Annotated in this window: 15 protein-coding genes; 5 read left to right on the top strand and 10 right to left on the bottom strand. The window is 51.7% G+C overall.

Going from position 1 to position 18,258, the window contains the following annotated elements; all coding sequences use genetic code 11:
• The 3 genes from OOT00_RS14700 to OOT00_RS14690 form a co-directional block, all read left to right on the top strand.
• A partial coding sequence (locus OOT00_RS14700; RefSeq protein WP_265426170.1) for a YkgJ family cysteine cluster protein occupies window positions 1-573 on the top strand: 573 nt, incomplete at its 5' end.
• Window positions 573-965, top strand: a complete 393-nt coding sequence (locus OOT00_RS14695; protein WP_265426169.1) for a hypothetical protein — start codon at window positions 573-575, stop codon at window positions 963-965. The genes OOT00_RS14700 and OOT00_RS14695, both read left to right, overlap by 1 nt.
• 5 nt (window positions 966-970) lie before the next feature.
• Entirely contained in the window at window positions 971-1,756 is a 786-nt protein-coding gene (locus OOT00_RS14690; protein WP_265426168.1) for a 50S ribosomal protein L11 methyltransferase, read from the top strand.
• Window positions 1,757-1,968: 212 nt separating this feature from the next.
• Here OOT00_RS14690 and OOT00_RS14685 read toward each other — a convergent pair whose 3' ends face one another.
• The 3 genes from OOT00_RS14685 to OOT00_RS14675 form a co-directional block, all read right to left on the bottom strand.
• The gene (locus tag OOT00_RS14685; protein ID WP_265426167.1) at window positions 1,969-2,748 is read right to left on the bottom strand and encodes a rubredoxin-like domain-containing protein; all 780 of its coding nucleotides are present in this window, start codon (window positions 2,746-2,748) and stop codon (window positions 1,969-1,971) included.
• A gap of 111 nt (window positions 2,749-2,859) precedes the next feature.
• On the bottom strand, window positions 2,860-4,338 hold the full coding sequence (locus tag OOT00_RS14680; RefSeq protein ID WP_265426166.1) for a sigma-54-dependent transcriptional regulator: 1,479 nt from the start codon (window positions 4,336-4,338) through the stop codon (window positions 2,860-2,862).
• 492 nt (window positions 4,339-4,830) lie between these two features.
• The gene (locus OOT00_RS14675; protein WP_265426165.1) at window positions 4,831-6,864 is read right to left on the bottom strand and encodes a GAF domain-containing protein; all 2,034 of its coding nucleotides are present in this window, start codon (window positions 6,862-6,864) and stop codon (window positions 4,831-4,833) included.
• A gap of 62 nt (window positions 6,865-6,926) precedes the next feature.
• Between OOT00_RS14675 and OOT00_RS14670 the strand changes: the two genes are divergently transcribed.
• Both OOT00_RS14670 and OOT00_RS14665 read left to right on the top strand, forming a co-directional pair.
• A complete protein-coding gene (locus OOT00_RS14670; RefSeq protein ID WP_265426164.1) occupies window positions 6,927-7,085 on the top strand; it encodes a hypothetical protein in 159 nt (52 codons plus the stop codon).
• Between the two features lie 546 nt (window positions 7,086-7,631).
• Window positions 7,632-9,431 (top strand): acyl-CoA dehydrogenase, encoded by a 1,800-nt coding sequence (locus OOT00_RS14665; protein WP_265426163.1) that lies wholly within the window; start codon window positions 7,632-7,634, stop codon window positions 9,429-9,431.
• 78 nt (window positions 9,432-9,509) lie between these two features.
• On the opposite strand, the gene OOT00_RS14660 is transcribed toward OOT00_RS14665, so the two are convergent.
• The 7 genes from OOT00_RS14660 to purT all read right to left on the bottom strand — a co-directional run bounded on the left by OOT00_RS14660 (window position 9,510) and on the right by purT (window position 17,331).
• A complete protein-coding gene (locus tag OOT00_RS14660; RefSeq protein ID WP_265426162.1) occupies window positions 9,510-10,937 on the bottom strand; it encodes a methyl-accepting chemotaxis protein in 1,428 nt (475 codons plus the stop codon).
• An 86-nt stretch (window positions 10,938-11,023) separates the two neighbouring features.
• The gene (locus tag OOT00_RS14655; protein ID WP_265426161.1) at window positions 11,024-12,226 is read right to left on the bottom strand and encodes an EAL domain-containing protein; all 1,203 of its coding nucleotides are present in this window, start codon (window positions 12,224-12,226) and stop codon (window positions 11,024-11,026) included.
• A 358-nt stretch (window positions 12,227-12,584) separates the two neighbouring features.
• Window positions 12,585-12,692 (bottom strand): hypothetical protein, encoded by a 108-nt coding sequence (locus tag OOT00_RS16490; RefSeq protein WP_368407605.1) that lies wholly within the window; start codon window positions 12,690-12,692, stop codon window positions 12,585-12,587.
• Between the two features lie 28 nt (window positions 12,693-12,720).
• Window positions 12,721-13,467 (bottom strand): pirin family protein, encoded by a 747-nt coding sequence (locus OOT00_RS14650; RefSeq protein WP_265426160.1) that lies wholly within the window; start codon window positions 13,465-13,467, stop codon window positions 12,721-12,723.
• A 14-nt stretch (window positions 13,468-13,481) separates the two neighbouring features.
• Window positions 13,482-14,933: a monomeric [FeFe] hydrogenase gene (locus OOT00_RS14645; protein WP_265426159.1), complete on the bottom strand. Its 1,452-nt coding sequence runs from the start codon at window positions 14,931-14,933 to the stop codon at window positions 13,482-13,484.
• A 24-nt stretch (window positions 14,934-14,957) separates the two neighbouring features.
• Complete coding sequence (locus OOT00_RS14640) at window positions 14,958-15,698, bottom strand: glutamine amidotransferase (protein WP_265426157.1); 741 nt, start codon at window positions 15,696-15,698, stop codon at window positions 14,958-14,960.
• A gap of 472 nt (window positions 15,699-16,170) precedes the next feature.
• Complete coding sequence (gene purT / locus OOT00_RS14635) at window positions 16,171-17,331, bottom strand: formate-dependent phosphoribosylglycinamide formyltransferase (protein WP_265426156.1); 1,161 nt, start codon at window positions 17,329-17,331, stop codon at window positions 16,171-16,173.
• Window positions 17,332-18,258: the final 927 nt, after the last annotated feature.

Raw genomic sequence — 18,258 nt, 5'->3', positions numbered from 1 at the left:
ACAACCCGCTGTGCAGACTGCTGCCATGCTCTTTTCGACCTGAGCCTTGTGGAAGCGATCTATATTAAAGAAAAATTTGACGAGCGATTTTCCGGAGCAGAAAAACATGTCATTCTGGAAAAAGCCAATCGGGCGGACCGAAAGACTTACCGCATAAAAAAGGATGCTGCCAAGGAAAGAAATGAAGGCGTGTCCGAAGTCGAGATTCTTGGACGGATGTCCATGGAAAGGGTTCGTTGCCCCTTGCTGGGCGAGGATGAAACCTGCCAGCTTTATGAGTTTCGGCCCCTTACCTGCCGGTTGTACGGCATCCCGACATCCAGTAACGGTGTCAGCCACACCTGCGGAAAGTCGGCCTTTGCACAGGGCAAACCCTATCCTACCGTGAATATGGATGCCTTGTATGAAAAACTGTATCAGGTATCTAAAGAAATGGTGGACGCCATGGAGACCCGGTATACCCGGATGGCTGAGATGCTGATTCCCCTTTCCATGGCTCTTCTCACGGATTTCAATGAAGAATATCTCGGTATAGTGTCAGAGACCTCTTCGACAGAGGAGGATAAGGGCTGATGCAAGGACCGAAACCCCGCCAAGAGCCTTCTCTCTTTTCCCCGGAAGAGATAGCCGTCAGGAAAAAAGCCATTTTTGACAGTATGGGAAAAAGGGGGCAGCAAAAAATTCTGAAGGATGGGTATGAAGAGTGGGACCCTTTTGCTGAACCCAAAGACCCCATTGATATCCGGACAGAAGGTACCCGCCGAACAACCCATGATCTGATCCATGAGTTTCTGAAAACCCGCCCCCATGAGAGTTTTTCTACTTCTTATGGGAAGGCCGCCTATGAAATGGCCCTTGGTATTGTGAATCAAGATGACCGGGTGCGGGGGCTTTATGATTTTGCCATCTGGTACAGGGACGTGTTGATCCGTGAGGGCAAAAGCCCTGAGCTTCTGAAGGAGTAACGGGAATGGAAAGTGCCGCTCTGGCCGAATACCTGCTGGAACGTGTCGGTGAGTCGGAAGAAAGCTGTACGCCAGCAGAGCTTGTGCGGTTAATCGTTTTGGAAACAGCCTTGCCCCGAAGGGTTGTCCAGCAGGCTCTTGCTGCCCTGATTGAGGGCGGGGATCTGGCCTATCTGATCCGCCATGGCCGAACCTGTGTACAGCGAGGCTGGCATAGCCCCCTTCCCGTGGGCCGCAGTACCCAGCTGCTGGTGCCGGGCGTAAAGCCTCTTGCTGGGAGTCGGCAACCCGTTGTCCTCATGCCGGGGGACAGCTTTGGGGGGGGAGACCATCCGACCACGCGGCTTTGCCTTGAATGGATTGAAGAAATGGCTGTACCGGGAGGCCGGATGCTGGATGTGGGTACGGGTACGGGTGTGCTGGCCATTTCAGCTGTTCGCCATGGAATGGCGGAAGCTTTGGGGGTGGACAATGATCCTGTGGCGGTAAATGATGCCCTGGAAAATGTTCGTCTCAATGGGCTGGATGCCTCCGTCGTTATATCCGATGTCTGGCCTGACAATGAGAAATGGGATCTTGTCGCTGCGAACCTCAGACCTCCAACGCTCATGGCATTGAAGGTGCGATTGGATGAGAGTCTCATCCGTGGGGGGGTGCTGGTCCTGTCGGGTATGAGGGCGGAGGAGATGGACCCTCTTCAGTCATCCTATGGGCAAAGTCTGCATCTTGTGGGTAGAAGGCAGGAAAAGGGCTGGGGCAGTCTGGTTTTCAGGAAGAAAGCATGTCCCTGAAGGTAGCCTGCTTGTCAGGGTGTCTGTTTTTAGGTCAGGCATGTTTTTACTGTAGTGCGGGCCGTGGTATTGGTTGTGGCGGGATCGTTGATCAGGGCTTGTCTGGCGAAGCCGTTTTTTTGGGGCTTTTGTAAAAAGCCTGGGCTTTTTTTACAAAAGAACCCAGGCTTTTTAGATTTCGTTCGTTGGTATGAAACTGCATTCAAAAACAATCAGCCCCGTTTACCAAAAACAAGCTTGCCTCCCAAGTGGCCGGCGATGCCGATGGCACCAAGGGCAACCAGATGCAGAAGGAAATAGAAGAAGCCTTCTGCTTCAGAGCTGAAGCTTCGCCAGATGACGATGATGGACACGCAGATGGTGGCTACCGCAGCGCAAAAAATTTTGGTGCGAAAAATGGATGTCATGGCTGACCGGTACCTGCCGCGCCATTCCACAAAACCCGTGTACAGGACCACAGGCAGGGCAAGAAAAACCATGGTCATGTTAAAATAGGCTGCCAGTTTAAATGCCTGGGCATTGAAGAGAATGCCGATGAAAGCAAAGAAAACGGCAATGGGAAGTACCCCGTTGGGGATATGAACGGAAATGGGGTGGGCATGGTGCAGGAGAATCTGCTCGTCTACCCACTCACGGGGATTGCCCTGCAGGGAGGGCGTGGCACCGGTGGAGAACGGACGCTTGGATTCGTTTTCCGGTTCCTTCTCAGGGTCGGCGCTGTCCGCAGGTTCAAAGGCACTTCTGTCAGCACCGCAAAGCGGGCAGATATCCGGAGGCTCCTCACCTTCATGGATATAGCCGCAAACCGTGCACCGCCATCTGGAGGTCGTGGGGTTCTGTTCCTTCTTTTCTGCATCCTTCGCATTCTGCCCGGTTGTTTCCGCTGCAGTGGCTTCAAAGACGGCTTTGCTGGCACCGCATACCGGGCAGGTATCCGGTGCTTCTGTTCCGTGATGCGTATAGCCGCACACAGTGCATATCCATTCCTGCATATCTTTCTCCTTTTCCTTACATTGATGATGGGTTCTGTAGATGGGCTTGAGGATACACCATCCGCCGTTCTTTGCAAAGGCCATGGGGTAGTTCAGTGGTTTCCGTATTTTTTACGGGTGTTGTGCCTTCTTCCATCCCAAAACATATTTTTTAACCGTGCGCCTGTCCAGCCCTGTCTGGCGTGCAACCTCCTCATAGGTGCGGGCAACCTCATAACGTCGTGCACAATAGGCCATTAGCAGTTCCTGAGCGGTGAGGGTTCCGGACTCCATGCCCTCCAGAAGGCACTGCTCCAGGGGCCGGGCTGAGGCGCGGGGTTCTCCCTCATAAACGGAGGTGAGAAGGATGCGGCGCACGGCCTGTTCCACCTCTCTCACATTGCCCGGCCATGCGTAGTCAGGTCCAGGGGAGCGGGCGAGGGTACGCCTGACCATTTGGGCCAATTCCGGAGATGGTGTTCCCACAAGTCGGGCCAGAGTGTGATCCAGAAGCGTGTGCAGCTCTTCGGGGTCTTCTTGAATACGCTGGCGCAGGGGAGGGACAACGATAATATCGGAAGACAGGCGATAGTAAAAATCGTCCCGGAAGACTTCCGTCCGCAGTTTTTGCAGGCTTTTATTGGTGGCAGCAATGACCCTGCCATGGAAGCGCACAGGCTCATGGCTGCCCACAGGATAAAAGATTCGCTCCTGCAGTACGTTCAGGAGTTTGATCTGAACGGGTGGCGACACTTCTCCGATTTCATCCAGAAAAATAGCCCCATGGGGAGAGCAGCGGGCAAAGACTCCCTTGAAATCATCAACGGCACCGGTAAAAGAGCCCTTTTTGTGGCCGAACAGTTCGGATTCCATTATGCTTTCGGGAAATTGTGAAAGATTGAGAGGAACAAAAGCCAGCGTGAAGCTTTCCACAAAACGTTCTTTTTCCAGATCAAAGGGTATGTAGCCGGATCGGCCAATGGCTGCGGCAGCACTTCCTTTTCCCGTTCCTGTTTCGCCCAGAATGAGTGTGGAAAAATCTTCCATGCGATTAACGAGATAGCGTTCATAAAGGTCGAGGTTTTGGGTAAAAACATTATTCCAAAGACTTTCCCGGAATCGCTTCATGGACGCGGAGCGCCCAGAAAGGCTTCTGTCAATGAAATGGTAAGCACGCCGGAGCTGAAAGGCCAGTTCAAAGGTGTGCCGGGTTTTCAGACCCCTTTTGTGAAGCAGGGCCAGGGCGTCTTTGGTGAAGGGTACGCGAACGGGGGCTGTGCCAGCTTCAATCTGGCTTTCGATGAGTGCATCAAATTTTCTGCGAAAAGTATAAAAGAGTTCAAAGAGAAAGGTTGTGCGGAGAAGAACTTTATCCCGCCCATCGTAAGCATCAAGGCAGGTTCTTCCTTCCTTTTCCAGCAGGGCTATTTTTCGGGAAACTTCTTCCACCATCCGGCGGATTCTTTCCTGTTTGTCTGTCTCGGGAAAAACACCTGCGATGGTGGTATCCAAAGAGCTTCTGGCGTCACTGAAAGGATTGGTCATGCCGGCCTTGAACACCAGTTCGAAAAAATTGCGTTCTGATTCACTGAGTCGTTTTCTGGGTGGCATGCAGGCTCCTTTATCATGGAAAGAGAAGAAAATTACCGCCCCCCCAAAAGCCTGCCAGTACAAAGGGCAGAAAGCGCAAGGCGTTGTATGCAAAAAAGTCAGGAGAAGGGGTGCGGTATGGTGCACCAGGCTGACCGTATAAGTAGGGTATTGTACCGGAAATGTACAGGGTGGGATAAAACAGGTAGCCGTTCAGCGCATGTAATTCGGTGCTCTCTGCGATGTGGTTACAGGGGTTTGATCCCCCGGTCTGACTGCTTGCAGGTGGCCTTTGCATAAGGCAGGCGGGAAGGTTGAACGCAGGGAATCAGAAACTACGCCAGTTCCTTTTGGATACCGCACCGGTGAGCAGGCCTCAGGAATGGTGCAGCAGTCTTTGTGCCTATGTATTGCCTTTCTGAATGCGGCCGTAATCGTTTGAAACGTATGATGCAGAGTCATAAAAAGAAGGATTGGAGCTGGCTTTGTAAAAAGTGCAGATTGTGTGCAGGGCTACATGAGAATCTCCTGGATTTTTGCATTGAGCTCCTGTCTTGAAAAGGGTTTTTGGAGAAAATGAATTCCTTCTTTCAGGATACCATGGTGGGCGATGACATTGGCCGTGTATCCGGACATGAAAAGAACCTTAAGATCAGGTCTCTCCTGTTCCAGAAGGGTCGCCAGCTCCCGTCCGTTCATATCCGGCATGACAACATCGCTGACCACAAGATCGATCCTGCCGGGAAAAGAGCCTGAGCAGCTCAAGGCCTCCCGCGGTGTGCCTGCGGAAAGAACTTGATAGCCAAGGCTTTTGAGCATTCTTGTGCAAAGGTTCAGCATGGAAATTTCATCTTCAACAAGAAGAATGGTTTTCCTCTCTCCCGCTGCAGCGGTTGCAGGGGAGGGCTTTTTTTCTGCGTTCATTTTGTCCTCACGGGGAAAATAGATCCGGAAAGTGCTTCCCATTTCCGGTTCGCTGTATACATGGATGAATCCATTATTCTGTTTGATAATTCCGTAGATGGTGGCAAGACCGAGACCTGTGCCTTGGCCCTCTTTTTTGGTGGTAAAAAAAGGTTCAAAAATATGATAAAGAGCTTCTTTGCTGATACCGCATCCGTTATCACTGACTGCCAGCATGACATAATCACCCTGTCTGAACTCCGGGTTATGGCTGCAATAATGTTCATCCAGTGACACGTTCCCGGTCTCTATGGTGATTCTGCCAGTACTCTGAATGGCATCTCTGGCATTGACACAGAGATTGGCAAGAATCTGATCAAGCTGGGAAGGGTCAATTTTAACAAACCCGAGATGGGGGCCCGGCAGCCATAGAAGCTCGATATCTTCACCAATCAGACGGCGAAGCATGGAAAGCATCTGTTGAATGGCGGCGTTGAGATGGAGGGTTTGGGGGGCAATGGTCTGCTGGCGTGCAAAGGCAAGAAGCTGACGTGTCAGCCCTGCTGAACGCTCGGCCGCATTGCGGATTTCAAGCAGGTCTTTCTTCAGTCCTTCAGGAGGATTTTGTATTTCCAGAGCCAAATCGGTATGGCCGATGATAATGCCCAACATGTTGTTGAAATCGTGCGCAATACCTCCCGCAAGCCTTCCTACCAGTTCCGTTCGCTGGGCCTGAGCATAACGGGTTTGGAGTTTTTCATTCTCTTCCTCTGCTTTTTTACGGACAACGGTTTCCCAGAGCATGTCCGCAAGCTGCTCCACAACCCGAACATCCTGCTCATCATAATCCTGTTTTTTATTGCCAACGCCCAGAACAGCCACAATTTTTCCGTTACGGATAACGGGCACAACCAGTTCCCGGATTACCGCTGTATGGCCTGCTGGCAGCCCTTTTCGATGGGGCAGGGAAAGGTAGTCGTTGTGAATGACAGGGCTGCCTTTGTGGATACATTCCACCCAGACTCCGGCCTGTTCAACCGGATAATGTTGTCCTGCTCCGGGTGCTTTGCAGATCTTGTGGGTACGGGTGGACCAGACCTGAAGGGTAATGGTTGCCTGATCCTGTCCCACAAAATGGTAAAATCCGATTTCGCTCTCCGTAAGGGTTTCCGCCTCATCCAGAAATTCCTGCAGAAGATCATTCATGGAGTTGTGGGAAGTGGCGTAGTCAAGAAGGCGCGTAAAAGCAGCAACGGTTTTGTCCTGCCGTCTCTGTCGGAGGATATGGTCTGCCAGATCAAGAAAAACAGCCATGATGGCGATGGGTTTGCCTGCATCATCCTTGACCATACTGGTTTTAATCCGGCACCCCAGCCTTGCATGACACCATTCCGGTTGGTTGTCCAGAGTCAGGTCTGCCTGAACCATACCGTTTTTTTCCATGGCCTCTGTAATGGGACAGTGGGGGCAGGTTGCTGTAAAGCCCCATGGCGCGTGGCATTTCATCCCTATGATTTCTTCCAGTGGTAACCCTGTCATTTTTGTATAAGCTTTGTTGGCCCACAGAATGGTCTGGTGTTCATCATACAGGGCCATGCTGAGGGGAAGCTCGGTAAGAAGTTTTGTGCTGAGGGTGTTGTGCATGGGGATCTGCTCTTTCCTGGTATGTATGGTTTTGGGTTACAGCAGAAGGAGCGTCATGTTCCATGGGTTTGTTTGCAGTCCGATGGCCAATGGCAGGGTGTGGTAGCCTGCGAAGCCGGAGGCTGGGATACTTTTTTCTGGTGAGAACCGTGGCAAGGGAGAATGTCTATGGGAAGAAGTCCGGAACCAGAGCCAAAAAGCTCTGTTTTTTCTGTGAATGACAGAATACCCGACAGTATAAAGATATAGGTTTTATGAAAGATGCGTCAAGGGAAAAGGCCATGCATACGATCTCGTCTTTTCGGCAGGCATGAAAAGTTCCTTTGCTGTGGAAGGCTTGTGTTTTCTGCCGTTGGAATATGGCATGAAGCTGCCCGGAGAGGCTTTGATCCTTTGAGCGCAGCCCCGGCACACTTGTGGATCTGTTTTTGTGTGTCATATTCACCGGGTTCAATCCAGAGGACGGCTGTGCCATTTCGGATGGGGTGAGTGGTATTCGGTGTTGAAATTTTCGTAAATATAAAATATGGGTTCTTTTTAATGAATATATATTCGACTTTATGAACAGGGATTGCCTGCTGCGGTGGCGGCAGGAATGGAATGGGTAAACAGCTTTGCATGCAAGATGTATGTTCGGTGCCGCTGGTTAGCAAAAGAATCTAAAATAGCAGTGTATTGTTAAGCAGGCAGCTTGCTGAAGACCGGGTAACATATTTTGTATACGGGCTACGTTAGCCCCATATGTGTCCTCGAAAAGGAGAACTGGAATGGCCCAACTGATTGCCGACCGCCGGGATGTGGATTTTGTGCTTCATGAACAGCTTGAAGTGGCCGAGCTTGCCAAAAGCAGTGTCTTTAGGGAATTCAATCGTAAAACCATCGATCTTATTGTCAGTGAGGCCAGAAACCTTGCCATCAAGGAAATTCTTCCTCTGCAAAAAATCAGTGATGAAGGCTGCGAGTTTGATGCTGGAACGGTGCGGGTACCCGAAGCCTACCATAAGGTGTACAAAAACTATCTGGATGGTCAGTGGCTGGCCATGGGCGATACACCGGACTGGGGAGGGCAGGGAATGCCCAAGCCAATATGTCTTGCGGCCAGTGAGTATTTCCACGGTGCCTGCAACTCCTTCATGCTCTTTCACATGGCCACCCATGGTGCGGCCCGGCTGATAGAGAATTTTGGTACGGATGAGCAGAAAAATCAGGTACTGAAAAACATGTATGCTGGCAAATGGTCCGGCACCATGCTCCTCACCGAACCGGATGCAGGCTCCGACGTGGGTGCCCTGAGTACTGTGGCCAGACGTAATCCTGACGGCACCTATTCCCTGTCCGGCTCCAAGATCTTCATCTCCGGCGGTGAGCAGGATATGGTGGAAAACATCATCCATCCTACCCTGGCCCGCATTGAAGGAGCCCCCGAAGGCACCCGTGGCATCTCCCTTTTCATGGTGCCCAAATACCGCATCAAGGCAGATGGCTCTCTGGGAGAATTCAATGATGTGATCTGCACGGGCATTGAGCATAAGATGGGGCTGCACGGCAATTCCACCTGCTCTTTGACTTTGGGAGGGAAGGGTGAGTGCATAGGCACCCTCATAGGAGAAGAGAACAAGGGCATGGCCGCCATGTTCCACATGATGAATGAAGCCCGTCAGATGACAGGCCTTCAGGGATTTGCCAACGCCACCACCGCCTACATGTATGCCCTGGATTACGCCCGCCAGCGTATTCAGACCAAACACATGACCGATCCCGCTGATGCAGGTCCTGCGGCCATTATCCGTCACCCGGATGTGCGTCGCCAGCTCATGATCATGAAGAGCTTTGTGGACGGCATGCGCAGCCTCATTTACTACAATGGCATGATTCAGAACCGCTGCCAGCTTTCCGACAGCCCGGAAGAAAAGGAAAGACTGAAAAATATTGAAGAGGTGCTGACTCCCATCATCAAGGCCTACATCACGGACAAGGCCTTTGAGGTCTGCTCCCACGCCGTGCAGGTATATGGGGGCTACGGCTATGTGGAGGAGTATCCCGTGGCCCAGCTGCTTCGTGATGCCCGTGTTTTTCAGATCTACGAAGGCACCAACGGCGTTCAGTCCATGGACCTTGTGGGCCGCAAGATGGGCATGAAAAAAGGGGCCGCTTTCATGGCTTATCTGGAGGAAATCCGCAGCACCATAGAAAAGGCTCGGAACATTGAATCCATCCGGCCTCTGGCGGAAAATGTGGAAAAACTACTGGAAACCTACACGGAAACCGCCATGGTACTGGGTAAGGCCGCAGCCAGTGACAAGGTTCTCAATGCCTTTGCCTTTACCCATCCCTTCCTGGAAGCCACAGGAGACCTGACCATGGCATGGATGCTTCTGTGGCGGGCCCTGGTAGCGGAACCCAAAATCGGTCTGAAGAAAAAGGATGATGCCTTTTACAAAGGCCAGATCACCACGGCCCGTTTCTTCATCAATACCCAGCTTCCCGTCACCGCAGGCAGGCTTGCCTCCATCCGGGTCATGGATGGCGCAGCCATCGACATGGAAGATGCGGGTTTCGGGGGCTGATGATATTCCGATTTCAGCTTGAAACGTCTTTGATTTAAGAGCTAAAAAACAAACCGGGGGCCTTGGGCCTCCGGTCCCTTATGATATTTTCAGCAATTCTTCGAGGCAGAGATCCGCCGCCAGCACACCGGAAAACCGGCCTTCGCTGTCATGGACAGGTACAGCCACCGTGCAGCAGAAGGCATCCGTAGCCTTTGATCTGTAAATATCGGAAGCAAAAACCTTCTGGCTTTTTTTCACTTTCTCAAACCAGGGACGACCGGACCAGTCCGCACCGTATCCATCGGACGCGTACACCGCATCCATGCCCCTCCGGAACTGATTGGCAACGGTCTGCACGCCTCTGGTATCCGTCAGGTAGACCAGTTCCACATAGGCGGCGGAAGAAACGAATTCCGCCAGAATCCCTTCCCTGACAGGCCTTTGATCCGAAAGCAATTCCCCGGATGCGGCCAGCGCACTGACGGCCGCCTTTGCCCTGCTGTGGCAGCGCAGATGAAAGCCTCCTGTGGCAACAAGCTGTTTTTCCGTAAGGTTGCGGATGTTTCTGGCACAACTTAAAATTTTTACACCTTCTCCGTTACGCTCTTCGATTCCCTGACGAATTTCCCGGACAAAGGAAGCCACATCCCCGAAAACCCTGACCTGACCTTCCGCGGTACGGCTGAGTACACCCATATCCTGCACAAAGGTTCCATGGCGCACACCAACCTCCCCAAGTCCGGACAGAACATCTGTAATGGCGATTTCACCTTCTTCCACACAGTTTTTGACCCTGTCAACCCCTGCGGCGGTCTCACGGATCTGTCCCCGGATACGGGAAAGCTCTGTGTGAATACTGTCTGCGGCCTGGGCAACCTGAGAAGAAAGACGGCGGATTTCCTGGGCAATGACCGCAAAACCGGCTCCAGCCCTGCCGGACCGGGCGGCTTCTATGCTGGCGTTCAGGGAAAGGAGGCCCGTATCTTCGGCTATGGCAGCGATTGTTCCGATGATCTGATCAATGCGCATGGCATCGGAGGAGAGCTGGCCAACCTGCTCAGAAAGCATGCGGGTCTCCTCGCCTATATGACCCATTCCTTTTCCTGCCGTATGCCCCTGATTTTTACAAATCTCAAGGGCATGGGCAATGGCCTCGGAATGTTCTGCTGCCCTGCATGCAAGATCTGCCATGGAAGCTTCCGCCCTTACAGCCTGCTCCGTTTCCTCCACCATGCGGATGGCCAGTTCCTGCTGCTTTGTTCCCGTATCCTGAAAACGATCGGCAATGTCAGCCAGTTCGGGAGCAAGGGAGGAAAGGGGCAGGGCACCTTCGGCAATGCTGTGCATCTGACTTTCAAAACGATCATAAATCCGGTCCAGCATTTCCATAACAGGCCTGTGGGAGGCTCTGATATCGGTTTTCATAAAGCGGTGAGACAGATCCAGAGGTGCGCGGGGATCGGAAGCAATCTCTGCAAAAAATGTTTCCGGCAGGCCCCGTTTTTTTCTCCTGTTCAACAGCATACTTCCTCCTTGTCCGATCGCAAAAAAAGATCAAAAAACTTCTGGGTACCTGAAAAGCGATGGCCTTTTCCGATGCAGGATCTTTTTCAAAAAGCCTCGCTGAAACAAAGATCACAGCAGACAATCCAGCTTTCTGATCCTGAAGTTACATAGCAGGAAAGGGTCTGGCACATTCCGTCTCCGGTAATAGAGCGGTAGGGCTGGGTGACCCGAACCCGGCCGGGAGTACGAAGAGCCCTTTTGAAATAGGGTCGGCGGAACCAGTCTCCGCTGCGTCCTTCCTGCAGAGGAGCAAAGCAGGCGTCGGACCTTCTTTCCGGAGCTGTACCCGTAAGGGTGGCCCCCACCTGCAGCCCAGTGGGAGTCAGCAGATAACAACGCAGGGTTCTCGTATCCTCCAGCATGCCCCTTAAGGCCTCCTCCGGTTTCAGTCCGGAACAGAGCTTCTCAAGGGCAAGGGAGAAAAGATCCAGAACCGGCTTGTTCCGCCTTCGCCACAGATGCTCCTTTTCTCCCAGCTCCGCCTTGCATCGCTCCATCAGGCCATCAAAATCCGGAGAGGCCGGAGACGGATTCTTTTCCGGTCTGCCAAAATAATACCCCTGTACCATGTCCGCATCCGATTCCATGGCAATACGGGCTTCCTCCTCTCTTTCAATGCCTTCCACAAGAACAAGGGAGCCTGCCTGATGCAAAAGGGAAATAATACCGGGAAGCATGCGCCGGGTACGGGCTTCGCGACCTGCACGGGCAATGATGGTTCGGTCCAGCTTCACAATGTGGGGGGAAAAACGCCAGATCCGTTCAAAATTGGAACTTCCTGCGCCAAAATCATCCATGGCAATGAGGCAGCCCAGATCCCTGAAAAAGGATATACCCCTGTCCATACGTTCCGGATCTTCTGTGGCCTGTTCCACCACCTCAATCACTACGGATTCCGGAGAAAGTTCGTAATAATCCAGAAGCTCAGAAAAAAATGAGCCATATTGCCTGGCATGAACGGCCACATCGGTGGCCACATTGAGAAAAAGCCAGGTGTCTTTATTTCCAAGCCTCTGAAAGTTGGCTATATGGAGGGCGCGGCAGAGGCGGTCCGTCAGCATGAGTGTGTCTCTGGAAAGACCGTGAAAAAAGTTATGAGGGTCTACGGGATGACCCTTTCGGAAGGGCCGTATGAGGGCTTCAAATCCTACAATTCTCTTATGTGCAAGGCTGTAGACGGGCTGAAAAACCGAGCCCAGCCTGTGCTCTTTCCAGGATCCTTCCCAGTAGCCCCCACAGTCAGTCATCCGAGATGCCACCTTTTTGAAGGAACAGGCAGATATTTTTTTTATCATGGTCATGGGCCCCGGCCCTTTGTCTTCCTGAAACAAGAGTGCCCCCCTTTCGGTGCGTTTCCTGTGATAAGAGAAACACAAATCATGCCAAGGGTGTTTTTGTGTATATAAATTTTTGATATTAAAGGATTTTCCATAAAATGCGCTTGTTTTTGTCAGGGGTGAATTATACGAAAATGTATGTATTTTATTGCGTTTTTGTGGATGTGCGCACTTCATGGTTTCAGAAAAATCGGGTTGGTCTGGCGGATAAAAAAACCGCAGGGAGAGTCCCGGCGGTTTCTGAATAAAGATGTCGGCCGCAAGGCAGCTAGGGCTTATCCTGCGAGAAAGAGGGATCTCCTTGTCTGGGGTGTCTGATAAAAGTTTCTTCATCCAGTTCCCTGTAGGCCTGGGCCACCTCCTCCGGTGTATTCATGACAATGGGGCCGCCGCAGGCAACGGGCTCATGCAGTGGGGGGGGCGGAAAGGAGGATGAAGCGCAGGGCGCTGTCTTCGGCTTTAACCCGGATTCGGCTGCCGGAGCTGAAAAGCAGGACGTTTTTTTCACCCATGGGTGGACAGTCGGCATCAAAACGGCCTTCTCCGTGAAAGATGTAGGTATAGAGGGTGTGGTCGGCATCCGTAGGGAGTTCCCATAGCGTATGAGGCGCAAGGCTGATATCCATGAAAAGGGGCTTGATGTAGCGTCCTTCAAAAGCGCCCTGAACACCCCGGTAGCTGCCTGCTATCAGACGAATTTCGCAGCCCTCTTCCCGGATGATGGGAATGGCATCGGATCGGATATCGCCATAAGCCGGGGGAGCCATTTTCCCGTCTGCTGGCAGATTCAGCCATATCTGAACGCCCAGCATCCTGCCCGGTGGCTGGGGCATTTCCTGATGAATGATACCGCTGCCTGCGGTCATCCACTGGCAGTCTCCATCCAGAATGCGGCCTTTGTTCCCAAGGCTGTCACCATGATCCACCTTGCCTTCTATAAGGTAGGTAATGGTCTCTATGCCCCGGTGCGGGTGCCAGGGGAATCCTTTGATATAGTCTTCGGATCTGCTGTTATCAAAGGCATCCATCATGAGAAAGGGATCAAAGCGTTCCGCCGTGCGGCAGTTGAAAAGCCTTACCAGCCGCACTCCTGCACCGTCCCGGGTTTCTTCTCCTTTTACCACTTCTTTAATCCTGCGGTATGTTTCCATGCGCGTTTCCTTTCTCAGGTCTGGGGACGGTTTTCTGCGTATTTCTGGAGCTGGTTTCCCGCTGTTTTAGGATTGGTCAGCACAAGGGGGCCATTGATGCATCCCCCGCTACATGCCATGACCTCTACAAGGTTGGCATGGGTTTCTTTGTGCTCCGATGCGGCTCTGCCATAGGATTGGAGAGCTTTCATACCAGCCTTATCCAACCCGTTAATCACTCTGACTTTCAGTTTTTCCGGGTGGGCAAGTCTGTTTTGAACGGCCTGGGCAACACCGCCGGAGCGGGCAAAATATCTGGCACCGCTGGTGGGCTGATGTGGGGAAGGAACAGGTTCGCATGTGGCAACATCGATTTCTCTGGCAACAAACAGAGCACCAATTTCTTCGGCGGAAAGCACATAATCCACATGGCGGTCATCAAAACCTTCCTTGCGTTTGGCAAGGCAGGGTCCGACAAATACGCTGATGCAGTCTGGGAATTCCTGCTTCACCTGCTCTGCTGAGTAATGCATGGGGGATCGGGTTTCCGAGATGAAAGGCAGAAGTTCCGGTACATAGATTTCAATGGCGCGTACATAGGCCGGGCAGCAGGAAGTGGTCATCAGGGTATCGCCCCGTTCCATTCTTTCTTCAAATTCAATGGCTTCTTTGGCCGCCGTAATGTCCGCACCAAGGGCAACCTCAAAGGTTTGATGGAAACCGGCCAGAATAAAGGCTGCATCCAGCTGGCCCGGAGCAGCGCGGAACTGAGCGGCTATGGCCGGCGCATAGAGGGCCACCACCTTTTTTCCTTCCATGATATGCCGGATGACGTCCACAAGCTGTCCCTTGTCTACCATGGCACCAAAGGGGCAGCTTCGTATGCAGGCTCCACAGAAAATACACTTGCTGTAATCTATGGTTTCCTTGCCGTTTTCATCCTTTGTGATGGCATTTACGGGACAGGCTTCCTCACAGGGAACGGGAATTTTGATGATGGCATGGAAGGGGCAGTTTTTTTGGCAGATGCCACAGTTGACGCATTGGGTATCATCAATCAGGGCACGGCCTTTCCTGATATGAATGCACTGCTTAGGGCAATTGGTCATGCAGGGGCGGGCAATGCAGGCCTGACATGCACTGGTTACCATATAGCAGGCACGGATGCAGCCATTGCAGGCTTCATCAATGACAGTGAGCATGGGTTCTGTAGGTTTTTCCCTTTCCAGCGCTTCCGTTGCATAGTCGGAAAGCTGCTTTTCCTCATCGTAGTCTTCTATGCTGTGTCCCAGCCGTGCGATGATCCGCTGGCTGAGTATTTCCCGGTCATGGTGAACACAGCAGCGAAAGGGAATGCCGTGCAGAGGGACCATTTTTCTGGGGAGGGCATAGAGTTTTTTTTCCAGTGTTCCCGCCAGCTGATACCGGGCGATATGAATCAGAATTTCACGCTTAATCTCTGTGGCTTTGTTGTTGATGTTGAGCACGGTTTGGTTTCCTCCGGTTCTGTTTCAGTCATGGTCTCCGGGTATGTATGAAAATTTTTGAACGATGCGGGCAAAGGTTTGCAGGAGTTCGGATGCCTGCGGGGTTGCCACAACGTTTTTCAAGAGAGTGTCTGTTGTTGATTCGTTCCGTTCTCCTCGTAGTTTTTCTTCAAGAATGTAAGCCTGCATGATGGCTTCCGTGTATTCTGGATGAAATTGAACACCCCATGCACAGGGGGGTATTCGAAAGGCGTGGTTGGCTTCATGGTCGCTGAAAGCCAGCCTGATGGCGTTGTCCGGCAGTTTCAGCACGGTTTGTGCGTGGGTGGCATGCACGGGGAAAGACGGTGGCAGAGAGCCAAGGAGGGGGTCGCCCTTGCTTTCGGGAAGGCGCGTCAGCATAACCGTGCCGGTTTCAGGGCCTCTGGGATGAAAGCCCGCTTCCCCACCGGCAGCGCGGGCAAGCAGCTGGTGTCCGTAGCAGATACCGAGCAGGGGTATTTTTGCCTGCAGCAGGGAAGGGATCCATGCCTCAAGGATTCTGCTCCATGAAAGTGCATCCGTAACCATGGCGTGCGATCCCGTAATGATGACACCGCAGCAGTCTTCTGCTGCCGGAAGAACCTCTGTTTTTTCGGCATCCACAGTTATGACAGGAAAGGAGACGGGACCCAGCGCGGTCCTGATCCAGCTGTCAAAATCTCCGAATTGTCTGGAAAGTGAGGCAAAGGTGCTGCCGGTTTTTATAATAAAAAGGGTTTGCATGGGGTCTCTCCGGGTAATGGGAGGGCAGGTGGCTAAGCTGCCGTAAAGGGCAGGCTTATTGGGTAAGCACTGTGTGTGCCAAAGCTGCATGGTTTTGTAATTATTGTTTTTTTGTTCAAATGGATGGCTGGTGTTTTTCTGGAAAAATACTATTTTGTAACGCTGTTCGTGGCTCCTGTGCCTGAGAGTTCTCCGCTGTCCCTGTGGAAAGAAGGCCGCGGGTTGTCCGGGGCGGTACGGCTTTGTATGGGGTAGAGAATATGCCCTGCCAGCCGGTGAAACAACCAGCGGGCAGGGCTTGAGAAAAGGGCTGTCGCCATGGTCTGATGAGGTTTTGTCCTGATCCGTTCGGGAAAAGACGCTGTCTACAGAACCTTTGGTTGCAGAGATGCGGCATTCGCTACACACTCGATCCTTTTGTGCCGCATACGAGTGGAAAAAAAGGGATGAGAACCCTTGAAGGCACTGGATATCAGCCGTTCATGAGGGATACGATTTCTTCTGCCCTGTTTTTGGCCTTTTCCACCTCGTCAAAAACCAGGGCCACGGCCATGCGTCGTCCCACATGGCTGACGGGTTTTCCGAAAACACGGATAAAGGAATTTTTGGCAAAAGCCGTATCCGGTACATCCAGTACGGGTACCGAAGCTTCTTGGCGGCTTTTGAATGCCGCACTGGCTCCCGGACCATAGAAAACAAAATCAAGGGGTAATCCTAAAACGGCCCTTACGTGCAGGGCGAATTCACTTTGGCTCTGGGTAATGAGGGTGACCATGCCCGTATCGTGGGGACGGGGGCTGACCTCACTGAAGTAGACTTCCTCGCCTTGAATAAAAAACTCCACTCCAAAGATGCCCCGGCCTCCCAGTCCGTCTGTAATGGTTTTGGCCATATGGCGGGCTTTCTGCAGGGTGGCTTCGGTCATGGCCATGGGTTGCCAGCTGAGCACATAGTCTCCGTCTTCCTGATGGTGGCCGATGGGTTCACAGAAAACGGTTTCTTTTTCCGTCCGTGCGGTAAGCAAAGTGATTTCGTAATCAAAGGGGATGAATTCTTCCACGATCAGCTCGCTGGCATCCCCTCTGGCTTCTTTGGCATGTTCCCATGCCCGGTTGAGTTCCGCTTCGGATCGTATGATGCTCTGGCCGTGTCCGGAAGAGCTCATGACGGGTTTCACCACACAGGGAATACCGATTTCTCCGGCGGCTGCCTGCAGTTCCTCAAGGCTTTTGACAAAACGGTATCGGCTGGTAAGAAGCCCCAGTTCCTTTGCTGCAAAATCCCGAATGTTTTTTCGATTCATGGTTTTTTTTACGGCTTCGGCATTGGGGATGACATGAAACCCCTCCTTTTCCGCATCTTCAAGGGCTTCAATACTTAACGCCTCGATTTCCGGCAGAATGAAGGAAGGCCTTTCCCGGCGGATCACTTCCAGAAGGGCCTCTCTGTCCTTCATGTTTACCACGTGGGCCGTGTTGGCCACAAGATGGGCCGGAGCATGGGGATAGCTGTCTACGGCCACGGTTTCAATGCCAAGACGTGCGGCTTCCATCACCACTTCCTTGCCCAGCTCACCGCTGCCGAGGAGCATGATTTTGATGCTGTTACTTTTTAAAGGTGTTGTGAATACCATGGTACTCCTCTGATCTTGTAAGTTTGATTCGCAGCGGTTTTCCGCTTTTTTTTGATTTTCTTCCTCCTGGAAGCGGGTCCATAATACAGGGTCCGTCTTCATTTGGCTACATTCAAGGGGAAAAATAACGGGAAAGAATCTGTTTTGTCTTTTGAGAAAAGAAAGCAGGTCGTGGTGGAAAAGGCGGGGAGACCGGGTCTGCTTTTTTACTGAATGGTTGATGAATATACTGATAAGCAATGCATGTTCTGGTAGCGGAAAGCAGTTTTCATCATGAAATGATGGTAGGGCGTGAATTTTTTGTAACAAAAAGAGACATACTTGCGGAATTCTGAAAGCCTAGTAATGGCAACTTTAGGGAAAGTCGTTAGGTAAAGAGAGACAAAAAAGCCACGTTTTAGAAATGGCGTTCCGTAATGACGAATTGTTTTTTTGCTTTTTTCAGCTCGATCTTGTTTTGTTTGTAAGATCAGGCTTTTGCCCTGTTATTTCCAGAAGCATCTTTTCTCCACCACTTGAAAACACTGTTTTTCATCCTTGTGGCATGTGGGAATAAGATGCTTTTTTATTTCACAATTTATAATTTATTTTTGTTTGTATGCGGCTTTGTGCCTGCATGATTGATGTGCCTATGTTTGACTGATAGTTGTTAGTAGTTTTTTTAAATTTAAAAGATTTTTAAGTTTAAAATCAATTGCTTGTGTTTTTGTGAAACGGTGTTTGTGTCGTTGATCCAAGTACTTCTGTGATGGCTATACTTATATGGGAACGCTATTTGCACAAAGTAATCCATATCCTGAAGTTGGGTTGCGGTACGTATTTCATACGAAGGTTGCTTGTTCTCACGGGTACGGCTGTCGGAAGCTCTTGGTGCAGAGTCAATCCTGATCACCTGCCGGGAGCCTGATACAGCTTGTAAAACCATGA

Origin of the sequence: Desulfobotulus pelophilus, from assembly GCF_026155325.1 — a bacterium.
Classification (GTDB): Bacteria; Desulfobacterota; Desulfobacteria; order Desulfobacterales; family ASO4-4; genus Desulfobotulus; species Desulfobotulus pelophilus.
The sequence above is the reverse complement of the archived record's forward strand: the minus strand, read 5'-3'. Positions and strand labels throughout refer to the sequence as shown.